This window comes from Clostridium sp. D33t1_170424_F3 (assembly GCF_015667585.1).
GTDB lineage: Bacteria > Bacillota > Clostridia > Oscillospirales > Acutalibacteraceae > Anaeromassilibacillus.
In genome coordinates, this window is the sequence record NZ_JADPEG010000011.1 from 90,474 (window position 1) to 107,146 (window position 16,673).

Annotated in this window: 20 protein-coding genes; 19 read left to right on the forward strand and 1 reads right to left on the reverse strand. The window is 57.0% G+C overall.

Annotated features, from left to right (window positions below):
* Positions 1–32 precede the first annotated feature (32 nt).
* From I4V53_RS09085 to I4V53_RS09175, 19 genes are all read left to right on the forward strand, one after another.
* Positions 33–500, forward strand: a complete 468-nt coding sequence (locus tag I4V53_RS09085) for a phage tail assembly chaperone (protein ID WP_195985380.1) — start codon at positions 33–35, stop codon at positions 498–500.
* A gap of 98 nt (positions 501–598) precedes the next feature.
* Complete coding sequence (locus I4V53_RS09090) at positions 599–745, forward strand: hypothetical protein (protein ID WP_195985381.1); 147 nt, start codon at positions 599–601, stop codon at positions 743–745.
* Positions 745–3,948, forward strand: a complete 3,204-nt coding sequence (locus I4V53_RS09095) for a phage tail tape measure protein (RefSeq protein ID WP_195985382.1) — start codon at positions 745–747, stop codon at positions 3,946–3,948. The genes I4V53_RS09090 and I4V53_RS09095 overlap by 1 nt, the downstream gene beginning before the upstream one ends.
* On the forward strand, positions 3,938–4,600 hold the full coding sequence (locus tag I4V53_RS09100) for a LysM peptidoglycan-binding domain-containing protein (RefSeq protein WP_195985383.1): 663 nt from the start codon (positions 3,938–3,940) through the stop codon (positions 4,598–4,600). The genes I4V53_RS09095 and I4V53_RS09100 overlap by 11 nt, the downstream gene beginning before the upstream one ends.
* A complete protein-coding gene (locus I4V53_RS09105; protein WP_195985384.1) occupies positions 4,597–5,829 on the forward strand; it encodes an XkdQ/YqbQ family protein in 1,233 nt (410 codons plus the stop codon). The genes I4V53_RS09100 and I4V53_RS09105 overlap by 4 nt, the downstream gene beginning before the upstream one ends.
* Positions 5,830–5,842: 13 nt before the next feature.
* Positions 5,843–6,319: a DUF2577 family protein gene (locus I4V53_RS09110; protein WP_195985385.1), complete on the forward strand. Its 477-nt coding sequence runs from the start codon at positions 5,843–5,845 to the stop codon at positions 6,317–6,319.
* A gap of 3 nt (positions 6,320–6,322) precedes the next feature.
* On the forward strand, positions 6,323–6,727 hold the full coding sequence (locus tag I4V53_RS09115) for a DUF2634 domain-containing protein (RefSeq protein WP_195985386.1): 405 nt from the start codon (positions 6,323–6,325) through the stop codon (positions 6,725–6,727).
* 1 nt (position 6,728) lies between these two features.
* Positions 6,729–7,844, forward strand: coding sequence for a baseplate J/gp47 family protein (locus I4V53_RS09120; RefSeq protein ID WP_195985387.1), 1,116 nt, complete (start codon positions 6,729–6,731; stop codon positions 7,842–7,844).
* The gene (locus tag I4V53_RS09125; protein WP_195985388.1) at positions 7,828–8,775 is read left to right on the forward strand and encodes a putative phage tail protein; all 948 of its coding nucleotides are present in this window, start codon (positions 7,828–7,830) and stop codon (positions 8,773–8,775) included. The genes I4V53_RS09120 and I4V53_RS09125 overlap by 17 nt, the downstream gene beginning before the upstream one ends.
* Positions 8,776–8,777: 2 nt before the next feature.
* Positions 8,778–9,164: a phage tail-collar fiber domain-containing protein gene (locus I4V53_RS09130; protein WP_195985389.1), complete on the forward strand. Its 387-nt coding sequence runs from the start codon at positions 8,778–8,780 to the stop codon at positions 9,162–9,164.
* Between the two features lie 14 nt (positions 9,165–9,178).
* Positions 9,179–10,006: a hypothetical protein gene (locus I4V53_RS09135; RefSeq protein WP_195985390.1), complete on the forward strand. Its 828-nt coding sequence runs from the start codon at positions 9,179–9,181 to the stop codon at positions 10,004–10,006.
* Positions 10,007–10,009: 3 nt separating this feature from the next.
* Positions 10,010–11,167: a hypothetical protein gene (locus tag I4V53_RS09140; RefSeq protein ID WP_195985391.1), complete on the forward strand. Its 1,158-nt coding sequence runs from the start codon at positions 10,010–10,012 to the stop codon at positions 11,165–11,167.
* A 570-nt stretch (positions 11,168–11,737) separates the two neighbouring features.
* A complete protein-coding gene (locus tag I4V53_RS09145) occupies positions 11,738–12,805 on the forward strand; it encodes an RNA-directed DNA polymerase (protein WP_195985392.1) in 1,068 nt (355 codons plus the stop codon).
* Positions 12,774–13,283: a tail fiber assembly protein gene (locus I4V53_RS09150; protein ID WP_195985393.1), complete on the forward strand. Its 510-nt coding sequence runs from the start codon at positions 12,774–12,776 to the stop codon at positions 13,281–13,283. Before I4V53_RS09145 ends, I4V53_RS09150 begins: the two co-directional genes overlap by 32 nt.
* Positions 13,276–13,704 (forward strand): hypothetical protein, encoded by a 429-nt coding sequence (locus tag I4V53_RS09155; protein ID WP_195985394.1) that lies wholly within the window; start codon positions 13,276–13,278, stop codon positions 13,702–13,704. Before I4V53_RS09150 ends, I4V53_RS09155 begins: the two co-directional genes overlap by 8 nt.
* The gene (locus I4V53_RS09160; RefSeq protein WP_195985395.1) at positions 13,704–13,991 is read left to right on the forward strand and encodes a hypothetical protein; all 288 of its coding nucleotides are present in this window, start codon (positions 13,704–13,706) and stop codon (positions 13,989–13,991) included. The genes I4V53_RS09155 and I4V53_RS09160 overlap by 1 nt, the downstream gene beginning before the upstream one ends.
* A gap of 10 nt (positions 13,992–14,001) precedes the next feature.
* Entirely contained in the window at positions 14,002–14,349 is a 348-nt protein-coding gene (locus I4V53_RS09165) for a TroA family protein (protein WP_207747879.1), read from the forward strand.
* Positions 14,350–14,363: 14 nt separating this feature from the next.
* Complete coding sequence (locus tag I4V53_RS09170) at positions 14,364–15,911, forward strand: glucosaminidase domain-containing protein (protein WP_195985396.1); 1,548 nt, start codon at positions 14,364–14,366, stop codon at positions 15,909–15,911.
* An 18-nt stretch (positions 15,912–15,929) separates the two neighbouring features.
* Positions 15,930–16,364: a hypothetical protein gene (locus I4V53_RS09175; protein ID WP_195985397.1), complete on the forward strand. Its 435-nt coding sequence runs from the start codon at positions 15,930–15,932 to the stop codon at positions 16,362–16,364.
* Positions 16,365–16,437: 73 nt separating this feature from the next.
* Here the strand turns inward: I4V53_RS09175 and I4V53_RS09180 are convergent, their stop codons facing one another.
* Positions 16,438–16,596 carry a hypothetical protein gene (locus tag I4V53_RS09180; RefSeq protein ID WP_195985398.1) on the reverse strand — a complete coding sequence of 53 codons (159 nt, stop codon included), beginning with the start codon at positions 16,594–16,596 and terminating at the stop codon, positions 16,438–16,440.
* Positions 16,597–16,673: the final 77 nt, after the last annotated feature.

Here is a 16,673-nt window from a genome sequence, read left to right on the forward strand (position 1 = left end):
GGGGCCCATTCTTTTTACAGGAGGTTATATTCATGGCAAACGGAAACTTGAAGTTCTTTATGCTTGAGGAGCTCAAAAAGGACGAGATTGTTGAGGTCCCCGGAACCGATACATTCAAAAGCGAGGACGGGAAACCTATTCCGTTCAAAATCCGGGTACTCGAGACGGAGGAAATCAACCGCATTCGCAACGCCTACCGTACCCGCAAAATGGCGGTTGATAAAAAGAGCAAGCCCATCATTGCCAACGGCGAGGTCGTTTTCACCACAGATTACGACGCCGAGGGCGCGAACGACAAAATCATGTCGGAGGCGTTCGTATTCCCCGATATGCACGACAAAGACCTCATGGCTTTTTACGGCTGCTATGACGCCGCAGAAATGCCGCGCAAGTTGTTCCGCAAACCGGCCGACTACACCTACGCCTCGAGAATGGTTGCACAGGTTCTCGGCCTCATCGACAAGGACGACGACGAGCTCATTGACGACGCAAAAAACTAATATTGGGCGGGGACGGAGGCGAGGGCGGCGACCCGGAGTTCCGTTGGGCGCACATTCTATGGCAGCGGCGCGGGCTCCGCATGGAGGAGTTCGCGGCCATGCCAAGAAAACGAAAGCTCGCCTATATCGCCTCCGAGATTGCCGCGCAGCAGAGCCCCGTCCACCCGCTCGACAAAATAGTGCGCGCTATGGAGCGTCGTTCATCATCACCAGCTAAAAAACCTCGCAGGAAAGGAGGGAAATAATGTCAGCAACCGCCACACTCACAGCAATTTTCGAGGCACAGGACCGGATAAGCAACACGTTATCAGGCATTGACCGCAGAGGAAACAGCCTCACAGGTACATTCAAAAAAGTGGCGACGGCTGCGGCCGCCGCCTTTTCTACGGCCAAAATCGTCCAGTTTGGAAAAGAGTGCGCGAGCGCGGCCGTCACATTCGAGAGCAGCATGAATGAGGTTTATACCCTGCTGCCCGGTATTTCCGCCGACGCTATGAACAAAATGCAGGCGGACGTCAAAGACTTCTCGAAAGAGATGGGCACTCTCACGACGGAAACCGTACCGGCGCTCTATCAGGCCCTTTCCGCAGGCGTCTCGCAGGACACTGTATTTGACTTCCTCGAGACGGCAAACAAGGCGGCGGTCGGAGGCGTTACCACGCTTGAGACGGCCGTGGACGGCCTTTCCTCCGTAGTCAACGCATACGGCGAGGACGCACTCTCCGCGCAGATGGCAAGCGACTTGATGTTCACCACCGTAAAGCTCGGCAAGACCACGTTCGGAGAGCTTGCTGGCTCGCTCTACAACGTCGTTCCCACGGCGGTCGGGGCGGGCGTAGCGTTTACCGACATTTCCGCAGCACTCGCAGCTATGACGGCACAGGGCATTCCGACAAGCGTTGCTACGACGCAGCTCCGGCAGGCCATCGTTGAGCTATCGAAATCCGGCACGGAAACCGACAAGACGTTCAAAAAACTCGCCGGAAAGAGCTTCAAAGAGTTCATTTCCGCAGGCGGAAATATGCAGGAGGCGTTCCAGCTTCTTGAGCAGCACGCCATCGACACCGGATTGGGCGTCAATGACCTTTTCGGCTCTGTCGAGGCAGGCAACGCGGTCCTTTCCCTCACCGGGCAAGGCACGGAAAAGTTCACGCAGGCCATGACGGAAATGCAAAGCGCGGCCGGAGCCACCGACGCGGCGTTCGGCACAATGGAGGACGGCATGAGCCGGAAACTCCAAAAAATGCAGGCCGCTTGGGAGGTTGCGAAAATCAACATCGGAGAGGTCGTTGTTGACGCCCTGCTGCCGATTTTCGAGTTCGTAGCCGATAACATTGACGATATATCCTCTGGCGTGCAGACGGCTTTCAGCGTCCTCGGAGGGGCCATTCAGACCATTTGGGGAATTGCAAAGCCGGTACTGCAATGGGTCAGGAAAAACCCGGACCTCGTTTCCACCGCCCTCGCGGCCATCGGCACGGCTATTGTAACGCATAAAGTGGCGACCGGCATTACCAGCGTAGCCGGAGCCCTCAAGACTTTTAACCTCGCGTTCCTTGCGAGCCCGGTCGGCATTATCACGGCCATTGCCACGGCGGTCGTCGCCATCGGTGTTGCCTGCTACAAGGCGGCCAAAAAGATGGAGAAAGCGGACCTCGCCGAGCACTTTGGCGAGATAACACTCTCTGCCGAGGAGCTCGACGGCGTAGCGAAGCGCATTATACGAACCGACACATTCGGAAAGCTCGAAAAATCCATGCGGGCGCTTGATGAGGTGGAGAGCCTCTCCGAGGGCATTCAGGACGCCATTGACGTAATGGACCGCGCTCATTGGAAAGTGAGCGTTGGCCTCGAGCTCAACGACACCGAGAAACAGGAATACCGCAGCGCGGTCACTTCCTTTATCGCGGACACGCAGAGCCTTTTACAGAGCAAGCAGTATCAGCTTAATCTCGCGCTGGACTTTTTCGCCGGAGACGACGAAACCGGCGCGCAGATGAAAGAGAACCTCAACGGGTTCTTTAGCAAGTATCAGCAGGATATAGCGGACCTCGGCACCAAGCTCCAAGAGAAAGTAAACGAGGCGTTCGAGGACGGCCTGCTCGACATTGACGAGGTAAAAGAGATTACCGAGCTGCAAGCGCAAATGGCAAACATGGCGAACATGCTCGCCGAGACGCAGTTCGAGAGCAAACTGGACCTCATTGGCGTGCAGTTCTCCGGCGCGGAGCTTACCCCGGAAACCTACCAAGAGCTGCAAACGGCCATTCAGGAGGAGGTAGATACGGTTACAAAAACCTATCAGGACAGCTATGTTGACCTCGCCTCAAACCTGCGGCTCCAACTCAAGGAGGGATACATCGACCAAACGACATTTGATACGGAGATGGCATACCTTGAGGACCAGCTCAATTCGCAGGTGAATGCCATAGAGCTCAAAGCGACCAACTTCCAGTTACAGACTATTTCCGACACCTACGGCGAGGACCTCGCCCCGGAGGCGGAGAAAATCGTTCAGGCTCTCAAGGAGCAGCTTGAGTTCCAGTTCCATGCAATGGATAATCCGAACGGCCTGCTTGGAGACGAGTTCAATCTAACGTGGCTACTCGGCGACGCATGGGAGGCGGTAGAGCTACCCCGCGAGACGCGCAAAAACGTGGAAAACCTGTTCAACCAGCTCAAGCCCACGCAAGAGGAGCTCATGGCGATTGCCGACGAGTACACCGCAGCAGGCAAAGCGGTCCCCGAGGGAATTGCAATGGGAATTATGGACATTGCCTCCATTGGCGCGCTCACGGGCGATATGGAGAGTATCTACCTGCTCATCGGCTCCATGCTTTCGGAAAGTGACCCCAAATACGTCGAAATGATTGAAACCGCGCAAAAGGATTTTGGCGGCGTTCCCGAGGCCATTGCAAAGGGCATGGACATGAACAAGTACCTCGTGGAAAACTCTGGCGGAGACTTGCTTGCCACGCTCAAGGAGCGGCTCGAGCAAGGGACCTATGCGAATATCCCCGTCAAGGCAAATATCAGCGTAAGCGGAAGCTACACCTATAACCCGAGCGCCGAAATCCCCGGCTATGCGGCCGGTACTCTGGCCGCCGAGGACGTGTTCCTCGCTGGCGAGGAGGGGCCGGAGCTTATCGTTGGACGCGGCGGGAGCACAGTGTTCCCCACATCGGAAACGGAGAAGCTCCTCGGCTCTATTCAGGACCGCGCGCTCGAGATTGACGCGCCGGACCTGCCGACCGGCCATTACGACGAGTACAGCCGCGAGGACCGCAACATCACGCTTGAGCTCAAAGGGGCCGGAGAGCTGAAAATCGGCAAAGGCAGCTCCAAAGAGGAGGTTGTCGAGGTCGTAATTGAGTATATCCGGCCGGTCCTGATGAGCATTCTACGGCAAGAAATATTTGAGGAGGGAGACTTGGCCTATGAGTTCTAATTACCAAATGTGGATAACCGCCAACGGCGAAAAGGAAAAGCTGCGTCTCCCGGTCCACCCCGAAAAAATCGAGGTTAAGATGGGAGGCAAGAATACGAGCGTCGATATATCCGGGCTCGGTGAAATCACCATCATGCAGGACCGCCCGGCAGCGGTTATCTCGTTTTCTTGCTTTTTCCCGGCGGCGCGGTTCCCCGGCGTGCAGGTGAACAGCCTCACGCCGCCCGCGACGCTCGCCAAAAAGATTTGGGACTGGAAAAACAGCAAAAAACCCGTCCATTTTTTAGTCACCGGCACCGGCTTCAATATGCACTGTACCATAGAGGACTTCCAGTGCAGCGAGCAGGGCGGCGACGTTGGGACACTTTATTACTCGCTCACGCTCAAGGAATACAGAGAAGTATCGGCGCGGCAGGTAAAGGTCGATAAACCGACCAAAAAGGCCACCCTGCCCGCCGATACGAACACCCGCACCGACAACCGAGTGCAGCCGTCTACCTATACGGTAAAGCGCGGCGATTGCTTATGGAATATCGCCAAAGCGCACCTCGGCAGCGGCAGCCGCTATACGGAGATTTATAACCTGAACCGGGATAAGATTAAAAATCCGAACCTGATTTATGCCGGGCAGGTTTTGAAAATGCCAGCATGAGCGGCCTGAAATTGATTGTCGTCAAGGGCGACACGAGCCATGATATGAGCGAGTTGGTATCGAGCGTGAAGTGGTCGGGCCGAAAAGGCTCGGCCGCTCGCTCGCTTTCTGTGACCTTTATCGACGACGACGGGTACGGCCATACCCGAACGGGCCTCGACGTCGAGCAGGGCCATCAGTGCATTTTTTACTGGAACGGCGTGGAGCTTTTCCGTGGGCTGTTCATGCAGCAGGAGCAATCCCGAGCAAAGACCATGACGGCGACGGCCTACGACAACGGCATATACCTTGCCAATAACAAGGACACGTTCAACTATACGTCCGCTACCGCCTCTGCGATATTTGCGGATTGCTGCAAGCGGTTCGGAATACCTTACGGGGCCGTGGCAGATACCTCCTATCAAATCCCGGAGCTCACAAAGCCGCGAACAACCGCGTGGGACACCATTTGCGACGCCTTGAGCCTCACCTATAAGGCCGCAGGCATTCGCTATTATCCCCTTTGCGTTGGGGACGAAATGCGGCTTTTGGAGCGCCGGGAGAACATTCTTCAATGGGTAATCGAAACCGGCGTCAACCTTGAGGAATACCGGCTCACAAAGAGCATTGAAAAGGTGAAAACTCGGATTAAGCTGCTATCCAAAGAGGGCGAGGTCCTCGCGCAGGCGGTGGACAGCGCGCTCGAGAAAAAAGTTGGCGTCTTTCAGGACGTGGAGACGGCCGATGAGGAAATGAACACCGCGCAGCTCAATGAGCTCGTAAAAACGACGCTCGAGGAGAACAACAAACCGGAGCGCGCCCTCACCGTCAATGCGCTCGGCCTAACCGATGTCGTTACTGGCGTTGGCGTGTTCATTATCATAAAAGAGCTCGGTATCTCCAAAACGTACTACGTCGAGGAGGACGCGCACTCATTTCAGGGAGAATACCACAGCATGAACCTCAAGCTCTCGATTGCGACAGACCTCGACCGACAAAAGACCGCACAAAAAGCGGCGACGGCGGACATCAAGGCCGGTGACATCGTTCAGTTCGCGGGCGGGCTTCACTATGTCAGCTCTACGGCGGGTTCCCCCACGGGCGGCACGCGCAAAGGCGGACCGGCAAAATGTACGCTCGTCGCAAAGGGAGCGAAACACCCTTACCACCTCATCGGCGGCGCTTATACCAGCGTGGAGGGCAGCAGCAATGTCTATGGCTGGGTAGACGCCAGCACGGTATCGAAGTAAAGGAGGCCGGAGCATGAATATTGAGCAGACACAAGAGGCCACAAGCCTCAAGCAGCTTTTTCAGCAAATGGTCCCGGAGGCCGTCGAGGTGCTGCGCGGGACGGTTATTTCCGCCAGCCCGCTCAAGATACAGGTGGAGAATGACGACAAGCTCGTGCTCACGCAAAACATTATCTGCCTGCCCCGGCACCTTTCAACCTATACGACCACGATTGACATTCAGCTCGGGAAAGGGACCATCAACAGCGTCACTCGCAGCGGTCAGGGTACGCACCCACACGGGAATAGCGGAGAGCACGGAGGCCACACGGCCGGAGACGGCGCTCACGACCACCCCGATACCGAGGGCGCGCACGTCCACAATGTCGCCACGTTCAATATCTACGGGGCGGCCATGACGGTATACAACGGGCTCAAGGCAGGCGAAAAGGTCTTTATCTTGAGCTTTAATCACGGCAAAAAATATTACATTTTAGACAGGGAGGCGTAGCGAATGGGCGTAACATTGCCTTTCCCCATCGGGGAAGTAGAACAGGAACAGGAGCAGCCCTCGCTCACATATCGCCTCGACCTCGATAGGGGGCGAATTGTTGGCGTGGTAGACGGCCTTGAGGCCGTCAATCAGGCTATACGGAAAGCCCTCGCTACCCCGCGCTTTCGCTGCCTCATCTACGACAATCAGTACGGCAGCGAGATAAAGGAAACGGTCATAGCAGGAGACGCGACGCCGGAGTTCATAGAGGCAGATATGCCCCGGATAGTGAAAGACGCGCTCTCGCCGGACACCCGCATTTTGGACGTTTACGACTTTGCGTTCTCTTTCGCTGATGAACGGGCCTTTATCCAATTCAAGGCAAAGACTATTTTCGGGGAAACCGTCGTTGAGGAGGTGATATGAATTGTTTGAGGACAAAACCTATGAAAATATTTTGGCAGAAACACTCGCGGCCGCGCCGCCCGGCGTTGACATCAGGCAAGGCAGCATATTTTATGACGCCGTTGCCGGGGCCTGCTTCAAGATAGCGAGCTATTATGCCGACCTACGGACAGCGTTTGACCTCGTGTTCATCGAGACGGCTGTTGGCGAGTACCTCGACCAAAAGGGCGCAGAATATGGCATTTACAGGAACCCGGCTACCTCTGCGTGGTATGGGCTTACCTACGAGGGAGCGGAACCGGCCGTCGGCGAGCGTTTTTTTGCCGAGGGCCTTTATTTTACCTTGCGGAATGTTGACGGACAGTTCCGGCTCGAAGCGGAGGACGTCGGGACCGGAACAAACATCATTGAGGCTGGCACCCCGGCCGTCCCGGTCAACAATATCGGCGGCCTCGCCGCCGCTGCTTTCGGCCCGCTCATCGAGCCGGGGGTAGACGTTGAGGGCGATGAGGACTACCGGCAGCGCATACGCGAGAAAATTGCCGGACCGGCCGAGAACGGCAACCGGCAGCATTACAAGACGTGGTGCGAGGAGGTCAGCGGCGTCGGCCGGGCCCGGATTATTCCGCTCTTTGCGGGCGAAAACACCGTCATGGGCGTGCTGCTCGGCGGAGACGGCACCCCTGCGGCGGAACCGGTCGTGGAGCGCGTACAGGTTTATATTGACCCTATCACGCGCGGCGGAACCGTAGAATACGGAGGCAAAACAATCCCCATTGGGGACGGCCTCGGGAATGGGACGGCGAATATCGGCGCGCATTTTGCGGCCGCCGCAGCGGAGGCGCTTCACATCTCCGTTTCCTTTTCCGCCTTGATTGCAAGCACCTCCACGAAAGCGGAGGCCACAGCGCAGGCAACCGAGGCCATCACCGAATACCTCAAGGGGCTTGCGCTTGACACCCCGGACGATGTTCCGATAGTGGTACGCATTTCCGCTATCGGCGCACGGCTGGCGGCGTTGCCGTCCCTTTTGGACTACTCAAACCTCACGTTCAACGGGGCGGCCGAAAACATCGAGGTTCGGGAGACGCAGGTTGCCGTGCTGCGGGAGGTGACGCTCAATGAGATTGTACGATAACGCACCCAGCGGCAATTACGAGGAGCTCAAGACGTTTTACCCGGTATGGTATCGAGAAGTTTTGGAAATGGACGCGATTTGGCACGCGCTCGGTCGAGAGCTTGACGGCGTGCAGGGCGACATTGTTACCGCCGTAAACAACTGCTTTGTCAATACGGCCGATGAGGCCACCATAGCGCGGCTTGAGGATTTCCTCTACATCACCTACGAGGGCAAACGAACCCTTGAGGAGCGCCGCGCGCTTGTCGCCTCGTTTTTTATCGGGAACGGGCACATTGGAGAGCAGGAAATCAAAGAGCTCATGCTCGCCTTTACCTCTGGCGACGTAACAGTGGACCTCGTTGGTGGGACCGTGGAAATATCGGTCACGAGAGAAATCTCCGACCGCTTTAACCTTGCGGACAGTACGTTCGTAATTCTCAAGCGAATACCGGCGCACCTCAATGTGGCGTTCAACGACATATTGCTCCCTATCCGGTTCAGAAACAAAACCCGGCTCACATTCAGGAAGTTCGGCGTTGGCGTCAGCGCATTCAACGGCGGCAAGGCGGTCCCGATATTCCTTGATGGGCAGCGGACGCTCGACGGCTCTTGGACACTCGCGCAGATGTTCCGAGGGATTATCTTGCGCTCTGTTTCTTTTGAAACGTCTTTCGTGGCGCACAGGGCCGCCAGAGTGCCCTCTCTCGTACTTTCTCCTATGCCTATAAGGAATAACCCCTCAAACAGGCTCGAGGCGTTCTCGGCCCACACAGAGGCCCACAACGGCAACGGCCTATTTTACCGTTCCGCCGCCTTTGAGGCGAGCTTTAGGCAGCCGCAGGGCATCACCGGCACAATAACGATGGACAGCATGTACCGGCTCGATGGAGCGGTCCTTTTGGACGGCTCCCGAAAGCTGAATGCAAAGATTGAAAAGGAGGATATTTGACAATGGCTGAAACCAGCGTAATCACCAACAAACGGCGAGAGAACCTCGCCAAAATCACCAGCGGAGCCATCAGCACCATACCCAAAATTACGCACATTTCGTTCGGCGACGGCGGCGTGGACGGCTCCGGGAACCCCACTTCTCCCCTTGAGACGCAGACCGCGCTCAACAACGAAATCGCGCGCTATCCCATCGACGGAGTAACATACCCCGTCGCTACTACGGCGCGCTACACCGTCACCATTCCAAAGGCGGACCTCCCCGGCAGGATTATCAACGAGGCCGCGCTCGTGGACGAGGCCGGGGAGCTTTGCGCCATCAAGAACATGTATAACAAGCAAAAAGATGATGGCGTCAGCTTTGAGTTCACGTTTGACGACGAGTTTTAAGGGAGGGATATGATATGGCAGACCCGATTTATGTAATCCCTGAAAACCCGTCCTATGACCCGAATATCCGAGCGTTGCAGGACGGCGACCCGGCGCGCGCAAGCACTGTGTTCAACCCCGTACTCGGGAAGATAATTGAGAACACGCACGCGGTAAAGCTCGCCGGAGACGCCAACGCCTCGCGCATTGAGGAGGTTGCGGAGCAGGCCGGGCAAGCGGGCAGCGCGGATAACATAACGCTCCCCGGCGGGCAGACCGTCTCGGAGGCCATCGGCGGCCTTGAGGAAAGCAAGGCCGGGCTCGATAGCCCGGCGCTCACAGGCACGCCTACGGCCCCGACAGCGGCCAAGAACGCAAACAGCACGCAAGTAGCTACCACGGCTTTTGTGAAAAGTCAGGGGTATTCTACGACCGACAGCCCCACATTCACCGGCAGCCCGAAAGCGCCGACACCGGCGACGGGCTCGAATGATACCCGCATTGCCACGACGGCGTTCGTCAAGGCGCAGGGCTACGCCACCGCAGAGCAGCTCAACGCGGCGCTCGAGGAGCTTTCTACGAACGGCTCCGCCTACAAGCTCGTTGCGGCCGCAGCGTCTTGGCAAAAAGGCGCGGTGAACGCGCAGAACCAATATTGGTATGAGCTCGCGGTTGCAAACGCGGAAATCGCGGCGGGCGACGTCGTGCTCGTATTCCCCGGAGACACAGCGGCCGAGGCGCTGTTCGGAACCAATATCCGCAGCCTGCCCGAAACCTACGCGGGCGGGTTCAAGCTGCTTGCCAATACCCAGCCGACGAGCAGCCTCACCATCTACTACACCATCAGCAAACAGGAGGGATAACACATGCCGGGATATGTTTTGGGAGCGCGGGCAGACCTCGCTCCACTCGTTACTGCGAGAAAGTTTGGCGTCAGGTGGTATAAAAACCAAAGTACGACCACGCTCACGCGGCTCCACGACGCCGTTGGAAAGACGTTCAAGGCGAGCGTCGGCAGCACCACGGCGGGGAGCTCCGGGTTCGATAACGAACCTATCTACAAGGACATCAAGCTCTGCAACGTCGTGAACGGCAAGGTCACGGCCTATTACGGAGAGCCCGGATTTAGCCGCACGCCCTCGAGCGGAGACGTCATGGTAGAAATCCCTCGTTATTACTACAAAATCGAGGAGACTTCCACCTACCGCGATTTTATCATCAGCGACCAGCCGCTCGACGGGTTCCTCTTCTCCCCGCGCCACGCGCCGCACAGCGGGAACGCGAATGGCTACGAGAAAATCTATGTCAGTGCCTATACCTTGAACAGCAGCTACCGCTCCGTTTCGGGCAATTCTTCTGTTGTTAGCATTACGAGAGCTACGGCCCGTACCGGTTGTAAAGGCAGGGGCAACGGCTACTATCTCTATGACTTTGCGACCTACTGGACCATTGCGCTGCTCTACCTCATTGAGGTTGCGGATTGGAACAGTCAAAACGTCATTGGAGAGGGCTATACCGACAGCAGCAACAGCGCGCAAATCAACACCGGAGGCGCGGACGGCGTTTCCGGGCATACCGGACGGGCGAGCGGAAACGCGACCAATGCAAAGAACGCGGTCAAATATCGTCACATGGAGAACCTTTGGGGAAATATTTGGAGTTGGTGCGACGGCGCAAACTTCAACGACGCCCTCTGCTATGTCTGCACGAACCCGGCGCAGTATGCGGACGACACCGCGACCAACTACACAAAGCTCTCTTATAGCAAGGCAACGGCAGATGGCTACCAAAAGGCCCTTGGGTTCGACCCGAATGTTCCTTGGGCGCAGATTTGCACGGACGCCACAGGGGCCGACGGAACGTACATCAGCGACTACTACTATCGGAGCACCGGTTGGCGCGTCTTGCCACTCGGCGGGTCTTGGCACTACACTCGGAGCGCCGGGCTGTTCTACTTGGACTCGGGCCGCACGTCGTCGAGCACGAGCACGTACGTCGGCTGCCGCCTCCTTGTATTACCCTAACACGGGGGACCGGGGGCGAGCAGCCCTCGGCGCACACTCTATCGAAAGGACTTTTCCACAAGGATAAATGAAAATAGGAACGGGAAAGGCCGTGAAAGGCGGCCGGCGCTCTCTTTCCGTTGGCGCGTCCTGCGCCTCGGCGGGGGTTGGGGCGACGTTCGGAGCGCCGGGCTGTTGTTCTTGCGCTCGGGCTGCGCGTCGGTTTTCGCAGGCTCCGGCGTCGGCTGCCGCCTCCTTTTTCTGTTTCTCTCGGGACTGGCCGTGCGGTGGGGTCGGTGTTGCTCGTGGCGTTGGCGCGTCTTGCAACTCGGCGGGAATTGGAACAACACTCGGAACGCCGGGCTGTTCTACTTGAACTCGAACAACACGTCGTCGAACACGAACACGAACATCGGCTGCCGCCTTTTTGTTTGCAAATTGAGAGAAATATTGCACGGTCTTTCGGCCTGAACAAGGCTTGCGGCGGTTACACCGCCGCACCATACCGCTCGGTAAAAATATTGCTATTAGGGCGGGGTTTAGTAGGCTTGCGAGAGCTCGAAATACCCCGAAGCAAACAAGGACGGTTTTATGAAGCGTATAGGTTATATCTACGAAAAGATGTGCTCCCCGGAGCTAATCCGAGAGGCCATTTTCAAAGCCGCAAGAGGAAAGCGAAAGCGGCATGATGTAAAGCGCGTCCTTGCAGACGTTGATAAACACGTCGCAATCATACAGGAATTGCTTGAAAAGCAGGAGTTTGAGCCTGCCCCGTATTTTGTTAGCGAGAGATACGACCCGCACAACAAGAAAACCCGCATTATACAACGCCCGAAGTTTTTCCCGGACCAAGTAATCCACTGGATTGTTGTTCTCTCCATTCAGCCGACGCTCATGCGCGGAATGTACCATTGGAGCTGCGGGAGTATACCGGGGAGAGGGAGCGGTCACGGGCAGAAAGCCGTTCGGCGCTGGCTGAAAAACGACCGTAAAAATACAAAATATTGCCTCAAGCTGGACATCAGGCATTTCTACGACACCATTCCGCACGACCTCCTAAAAAAGGCGCTACGGCGGAAAATCAAGGACGAGCGAGCCCTTTGGCTCATTGGAGAAATCATCGACAGCACGCCGGTCGGCGTCCCCATCGGGAATTACACCTCGCAATGGCTCGCCAATTTTTATCTCGAAACCCTCGACCACTACATCAAGGAGCGGCTCGGGGCCAAATACTACGTCCGATATATCGACGATATTGTTATTTTCGGGCGGAATAAGAAGCAGCTCCACGCGCTACGCAAGAAGCTGTTTGCGTTCATTGAGGAGGAGCTTGGGCTCGAGGTAAAGGGAAATTGGCAGGTGTTCCCGGTTGACGCGCGCGGCGTGGACTTTTTAGGCTATGTTTTCAGGCACGACTACATCAAAATGCGCGACCGCAATTTTCTCGCCCTTACGAGACAATGCCGCCGCGTGAAAAAGAAGCTCCACCGGGGAGACGAAATCCCCTACCGCATGGCTGCCGGGCTGATAAGCCGGGCCGGGCAGCTCAAGCATTGCAATTCGCAGCACATCAAGCACAGATACTACGACGGCATAAAAGAAAAACGCCTAAAGGAGGTAATCCGCATTGAAAGTAAAAGGCAGTTACGCGCCGCCTAACCTCGAGTTTGAGGTCATTGACGACGGCAGGACCGCACTCATCAGGTTCTACGAGAATGTGGAGCCCTATGAGGAGCCGGAGACAGAGACAACACCGGCGACGAGCGGCTACACGTTCGACCGGTACACCATCACCCGACCGTATTCCGACGAGCTCCGGGCGGATATTGAGACTAACGCCGCGCTATGGCTGGACTTTGTGAAACAGCAGGAGCACGAGAGGCTCGCGGCCGAGGTTCGCGCATATAGAAATGCGTTGCTCGAGGAAATCGACTGGACGCAGGCCCTCGACGCGCCCGTGAGCGCCGCCAGCAGAGAGGCCCTACGCCTTTACCGGCAGGAGCTCCGCGACATCACCGAGCGCCCGGACTTCCCCTATATCACGACATGGCCGGAACGCCCGGTTATTACCAAAGACGCGCCGGACCCGGTTGACGAGGCGTTCGACGTTTTGACGGGAGGTGAGAATAATGCGTAAAGAGAGGGCCAGACAGAACCGCAAATTGCAGATGATTAAAGCGGCGGAGCTCCCGGACGCGCAGGCGGCACAGGTCCCAACCTTATACCCCGACTGGCGCGCCGGTGAAGTTGTTAAACCCGGCGACCGGCGCTATTACCCGCCCACCGACAAACTCTACAAGGTGCGCGACGGGCAGGGCCACACGACACAAGCGGACTGGACCCCGGACGTCACCCCGACCATGTGGGAGGTTATTGACGTGGAGCACGCTGGAACGCTCGACGACCCCATTCCGGCGGCCGCCAACATGGAGTATTTCAAGGACAAATACTATGTTGAGGCGGGAACCGTATACCGCTGCACCCGCGATACGCAGCAGCCCGTCTCGCAGCTCCCGAGCGAGCTCGTCGGGGTTTACTTTGAGGCGGTGCAGCCATAATGGACGCCGCAGAGCTCTACGCGGAATTATATGACTACGACACGCTTGAGGCCGCCTTTGAGGCGGCCTCTCTCTATTTGGAGGGCCCGCCGGAGGACAGCGAGCCGTGGCTCATAAATCTGCAAAACCACCTTATCTGGCGGAGTTACGAACCCGGTAAAGACCCGGACATGGACCGCGTCGTCCTGTCTGGCGTCAGCATTTTACTCAAGCGCCACAGCCTCACAGGCTGCGACGTTACGAGCCCGGAGCTCCGCCGGATTATTGACGACCTGACGCAGAATTGAGGTGATAGTTTTGGACTGGATTGCAGGTATTTTGGCCGTCGCGGCAGCCCTCGGCATTCCTACGGCGGCCACCGGTTTTTTAATCAGGCGTTTCGAGAAACGGCTCGACACCCGCGAAGTTGCGAAGCGCAAAGAGGAGGAGGCCGTCGAGGAGGCCCGGAAGAAAAGCATGGTGCTCGTTGTCAAGGGCGTCGGGGCGGCTATTGCCCTCGGCGAGGCGACGGCCAGAGCAGTACAGCGCATTCCCGACGCGCATTGCAACGGCGACATGGAGGCCGCGCTCAACTACGCGCAGAGCGTGAAGCATGAGCAAAAGGACTTTCTCACGGAGCAGGCCTCCGAGAGCCTTTTCAACTGAACGGAGGCGAGATTATGGCAACGAAAGAGGCGCAGCGACAATTCATCGAGCGCGTCGGGGCGCTGGCGGCCGCAGACATGCGAGCCAGCGGCGTCCTCGCCTCGCTCACCATAGCGCAAGCCATTTTGGAGAGCGGGTGGGGAACCTCCGAGCTCTCCACAAAGGCAAATGCGCTATTCGGCATCAAGGCAGACGGCCGCTGGCCGGGCCGGGTTTACAGCAAGGAAACAAAGGAGTGCTACGACGGCGTGAGCTACACCACCGTCACGGCCCTTTTCAGGGCCTACGGCTCGTGGGAGGAGAGCGTCAACGACCATTCTGATTTTCTTGTCGGCAGCGCCCGTTACGCGGCGGTTATCGGCGAGAGAGATTACCGCGAGGCAGCCGAGGCCATTAAGGCCGCAGGCTACGCCACGGCCCCGGACTATGCCGAAAAACTCGTCTCTCTTATTGAGCGTTACGAGCTTACGGCCTACGACGGGACATTATCAAAGGAGGACCATGCAATGAGGCTATATTTGAGCCCATCTAACCAGCCACACAACGTCTATACCGGCGTTAGCACTACCGAAAAGGCGGAGATGGAGGCAGTTGCAAAGAAAGTAAAGACCATTCTTGACGGGCAGTACGAGGTGGAAACCGTGATGGCGAACCTCAACCTCGGTATCAGCTACGGCGAGCGGCCGACCGAGTGCAAAAACAAGGGTTGTGACTTCTACCTCGCTATTCATTCCAACGCGGGCGGGGCGGGAGCTGCCGCTGGCGCGGTAGGGTTCTATCACCCGAACGGGAAAAACGCCAAGGCCCTCGCTACGGCGCTCGTTAAAGAGCTCGATTTCATCTGCCCGGTCAAGAGCAACCGCAGCTCCTCGGTCGTAAATGGCATGAATGCCTTTAACGGTCAGGGCTACGGGGAAATCCGCTCCCCGATGCAGCTCGGCGTTCCGTCTGCGCTCATCGAGGTCAACTTTCACGACAATTCCACAGTGGCAAAGTGGATTGTGAATAACAAGGACGCTATTGCCGCAGCAATGGTAAAGGCCATTGTGGAAACTTTCGGGATAAAAAAGAAATCCTCGCCGGGCGGCGCAGCTCCCGAACAGTCAGAAGAAAAGCCGTCCGGCGGCCTTTACTATGTTCAGGCTGGCGCGTTCCGGGAGAGAACGAACGCACTGGCGCACGCCGCAAAGCTCAAAGCGGCGGGGTTCGACGCTATCCTCAAGACCGCAGACGGCCTCTACAAGGTACAGACCGGGGCGTACTCTGTTAAGGCCAACGCAGAGGCGCAGGTATCAAAGCTGAAAGCCGCCGGGTTTGACGCCTTTGCGACCGTCAACGGCGGCAGCATAGCGGCGTCCCCGGCACCGCCCGCAAAGATAGCGCAGGTCGGCAGTACGGTCCGCCTAAAGAGCGGAGCGAAAACCTACACCGGAGGCAGCCTCGCCGGTTTTGTTTACGAGCGCGACCACATCATCAGCGAGCTCAAAGGCGACAGAGCGGTAATCACATACGGCGGCGTCACCGTGGCCGCCGTACACGTTTCGGACCTTATTTTGAAATAACAAGAGGAGGAAATCATCATGGAAAAAGCCCTTATTATCATCGGCGTTTGCGCCGCCCTCATCATCGGCGCTGGCTATCTCGTTGTCTACGCGAAAAACAAAGGGTTCAACCTCGGCGGCGCGGTCAAGGCAGCGGACGCCATCACCGGCGCGGTAAACTCCGCGTTCGATACCATCAAGCCGTTTCTCCCAGCGCACCCCGCCGTCTCCATCATTGAGGCGATTTTAGGGCTCGCTGAAACCGGCGTCAACTCCGCAGAGCGCCTCTACAAAACGGCGACCATCGACGCGGAACAGCGGCAGGCGGAGGCTACCGACTTTGTTTTGAATGCCCTCACGGCAGCCGGTGTTGAAGTGACGCCGGAGATTAAAAAGGTCATTGACGGCGCGATTGTTGGCGCTGTCGAGCTGCTCCCCAAGACCCACGACGAAAACGGCAACATCATCAAGTAGACAGGCACAGAAAGAGCCCCTCGAGGAACATCACCTCGAGGGGCTCTTTTTCGTTTTCAGCAATGCTTTTTCATCACCGGTTTTGTTCAAATACGTACTCATGGCCGAACTCCTCGGCTATGATTTTATCAACATCTACGACCATTTGAAAAGTATCAACGCCACCCAAAGCCTCGGACTGCTTTGCGGATATTACCCTTTCCACCCATTCGGATAATCTTTTTTCCAGCATTCTCAATTCCACCTTTCACTTTATCCTATTCGTTTCTATTATACCCCTATTGGGAGCAAAAGCAAGCCATAAATCCA

Coding starts and splice junctions, on each gene's coding strand:
- I4V53_RS09110 (WP_195985385.1), top strand. CDS start 5,843: ATGAATATTGAGCAGACACAAGAGGCCACAAGCCTCAAGCAGCTTTTT.
- I4V53_RS09125 (WP_195985388.1), top strand. CDS start 7,828: ATGAGATTGTACGATAACGCACCCAGCGGCAATTACGAGGAGCTCAAG.
- I4V53_RS09100 (WP_195985383.1), top strand. CDS start 3,938: ATGAGTTCTAATTACCAAATGTGGATAACCGCCAACGGCGAAAAGGAA.
- I4V53_RS09140 (WP_195985391.1), top strand. CDS start 10,010: ATGCCGGGATATGTTTTGGGAGCGCGGGCAGACCTCGCTCCACTCGTT.
- I4V53_RS09095 (WP_195985382.1), top strand. CDS start 745: ATGTCAGCAACCGCCACACTCACAGCAATTTTCGAGGCACAGGACCGG.
- I4V53_RS09180 (WP_195985398.1), bottom strand. CDS start 16,596: ATGCTGGAAAAAAGATTATCCGAATGGGTGGAAAGGGTAATATCCGCA.
- I4V53_RS09170 (WP_195985396.1), top strand. CDS start 14,364: ATGGCAACGAAAGAGGCGCAGCGACAATTCATCGAGCGCGTCGGGGCG.
- I4V53_RS09115 (WP_195985386.1), top strand. CDS start 6,323: ATGGGCGTAACATTGCCTTTCCCCATCGGGGAAGTAGAACAGGAACAG.
- I4V53_RS09135 (WP_195985390.1), top strand. CDS start 9,179: ATGGCAGACCCGATTTATGTAATCCCTGAAAACCCGTCCTATGACCCG.
- I4V53_RS09145 (WP_195985392.1), top strand. CDS start 11,738: ATGAAGCGTATAGGTTATATCTACGAAAAGATGTGCTCCCCGGAGCTA.
- I4V53_RS09160 (WP_195985395.1), top strand. CDS start 13,704: ATGGACGCCGCAGAGCTCTACGCGGAATTATATGACTACGACACGCTT.
- I4V53_RS09175 (WP_195985397.1), top strand. CDS start 15,930: ATGGAAAAAGCCCTTATTATCATCGGCGTTTGCGCCGCCCTCATCATC.
- I4V53_RS09155 (WP_195985394.1), top strand. CDS start 13,276: ATGCGTAAAGAGAGGGCCAGACAGAACCGCAAATTGCAGATGATTAAA.
- I4V53_RS09105 (WP_195985384.1), top strand. CDS start 4,597: ATGAGCGGCCTGAAATTGATTGTCGTCAAGGGCGACACGAGCCATGAT.
- I4V53_RS09130 (WP_195985389.1), top strand. CDS start 8,778: ATGGCTGAAACCAGCGTAATCACCAACAAACGGCGAGAGAACCTCGCC.
- I4V53_RS09085 (WP_195985380.1), top strand. CDS start 33: ATGGCAAACGGAAACTTGAAGTTCTTTATGCTTGAGGAGCTCAAAAAG.
- I4V53_RS09090 (WP_195985381.1), top strand. CDS start 599: ATGCCAAGAAAACGAAAGCTCGCCTATATCGCCTCCGAGATTGCCGCG.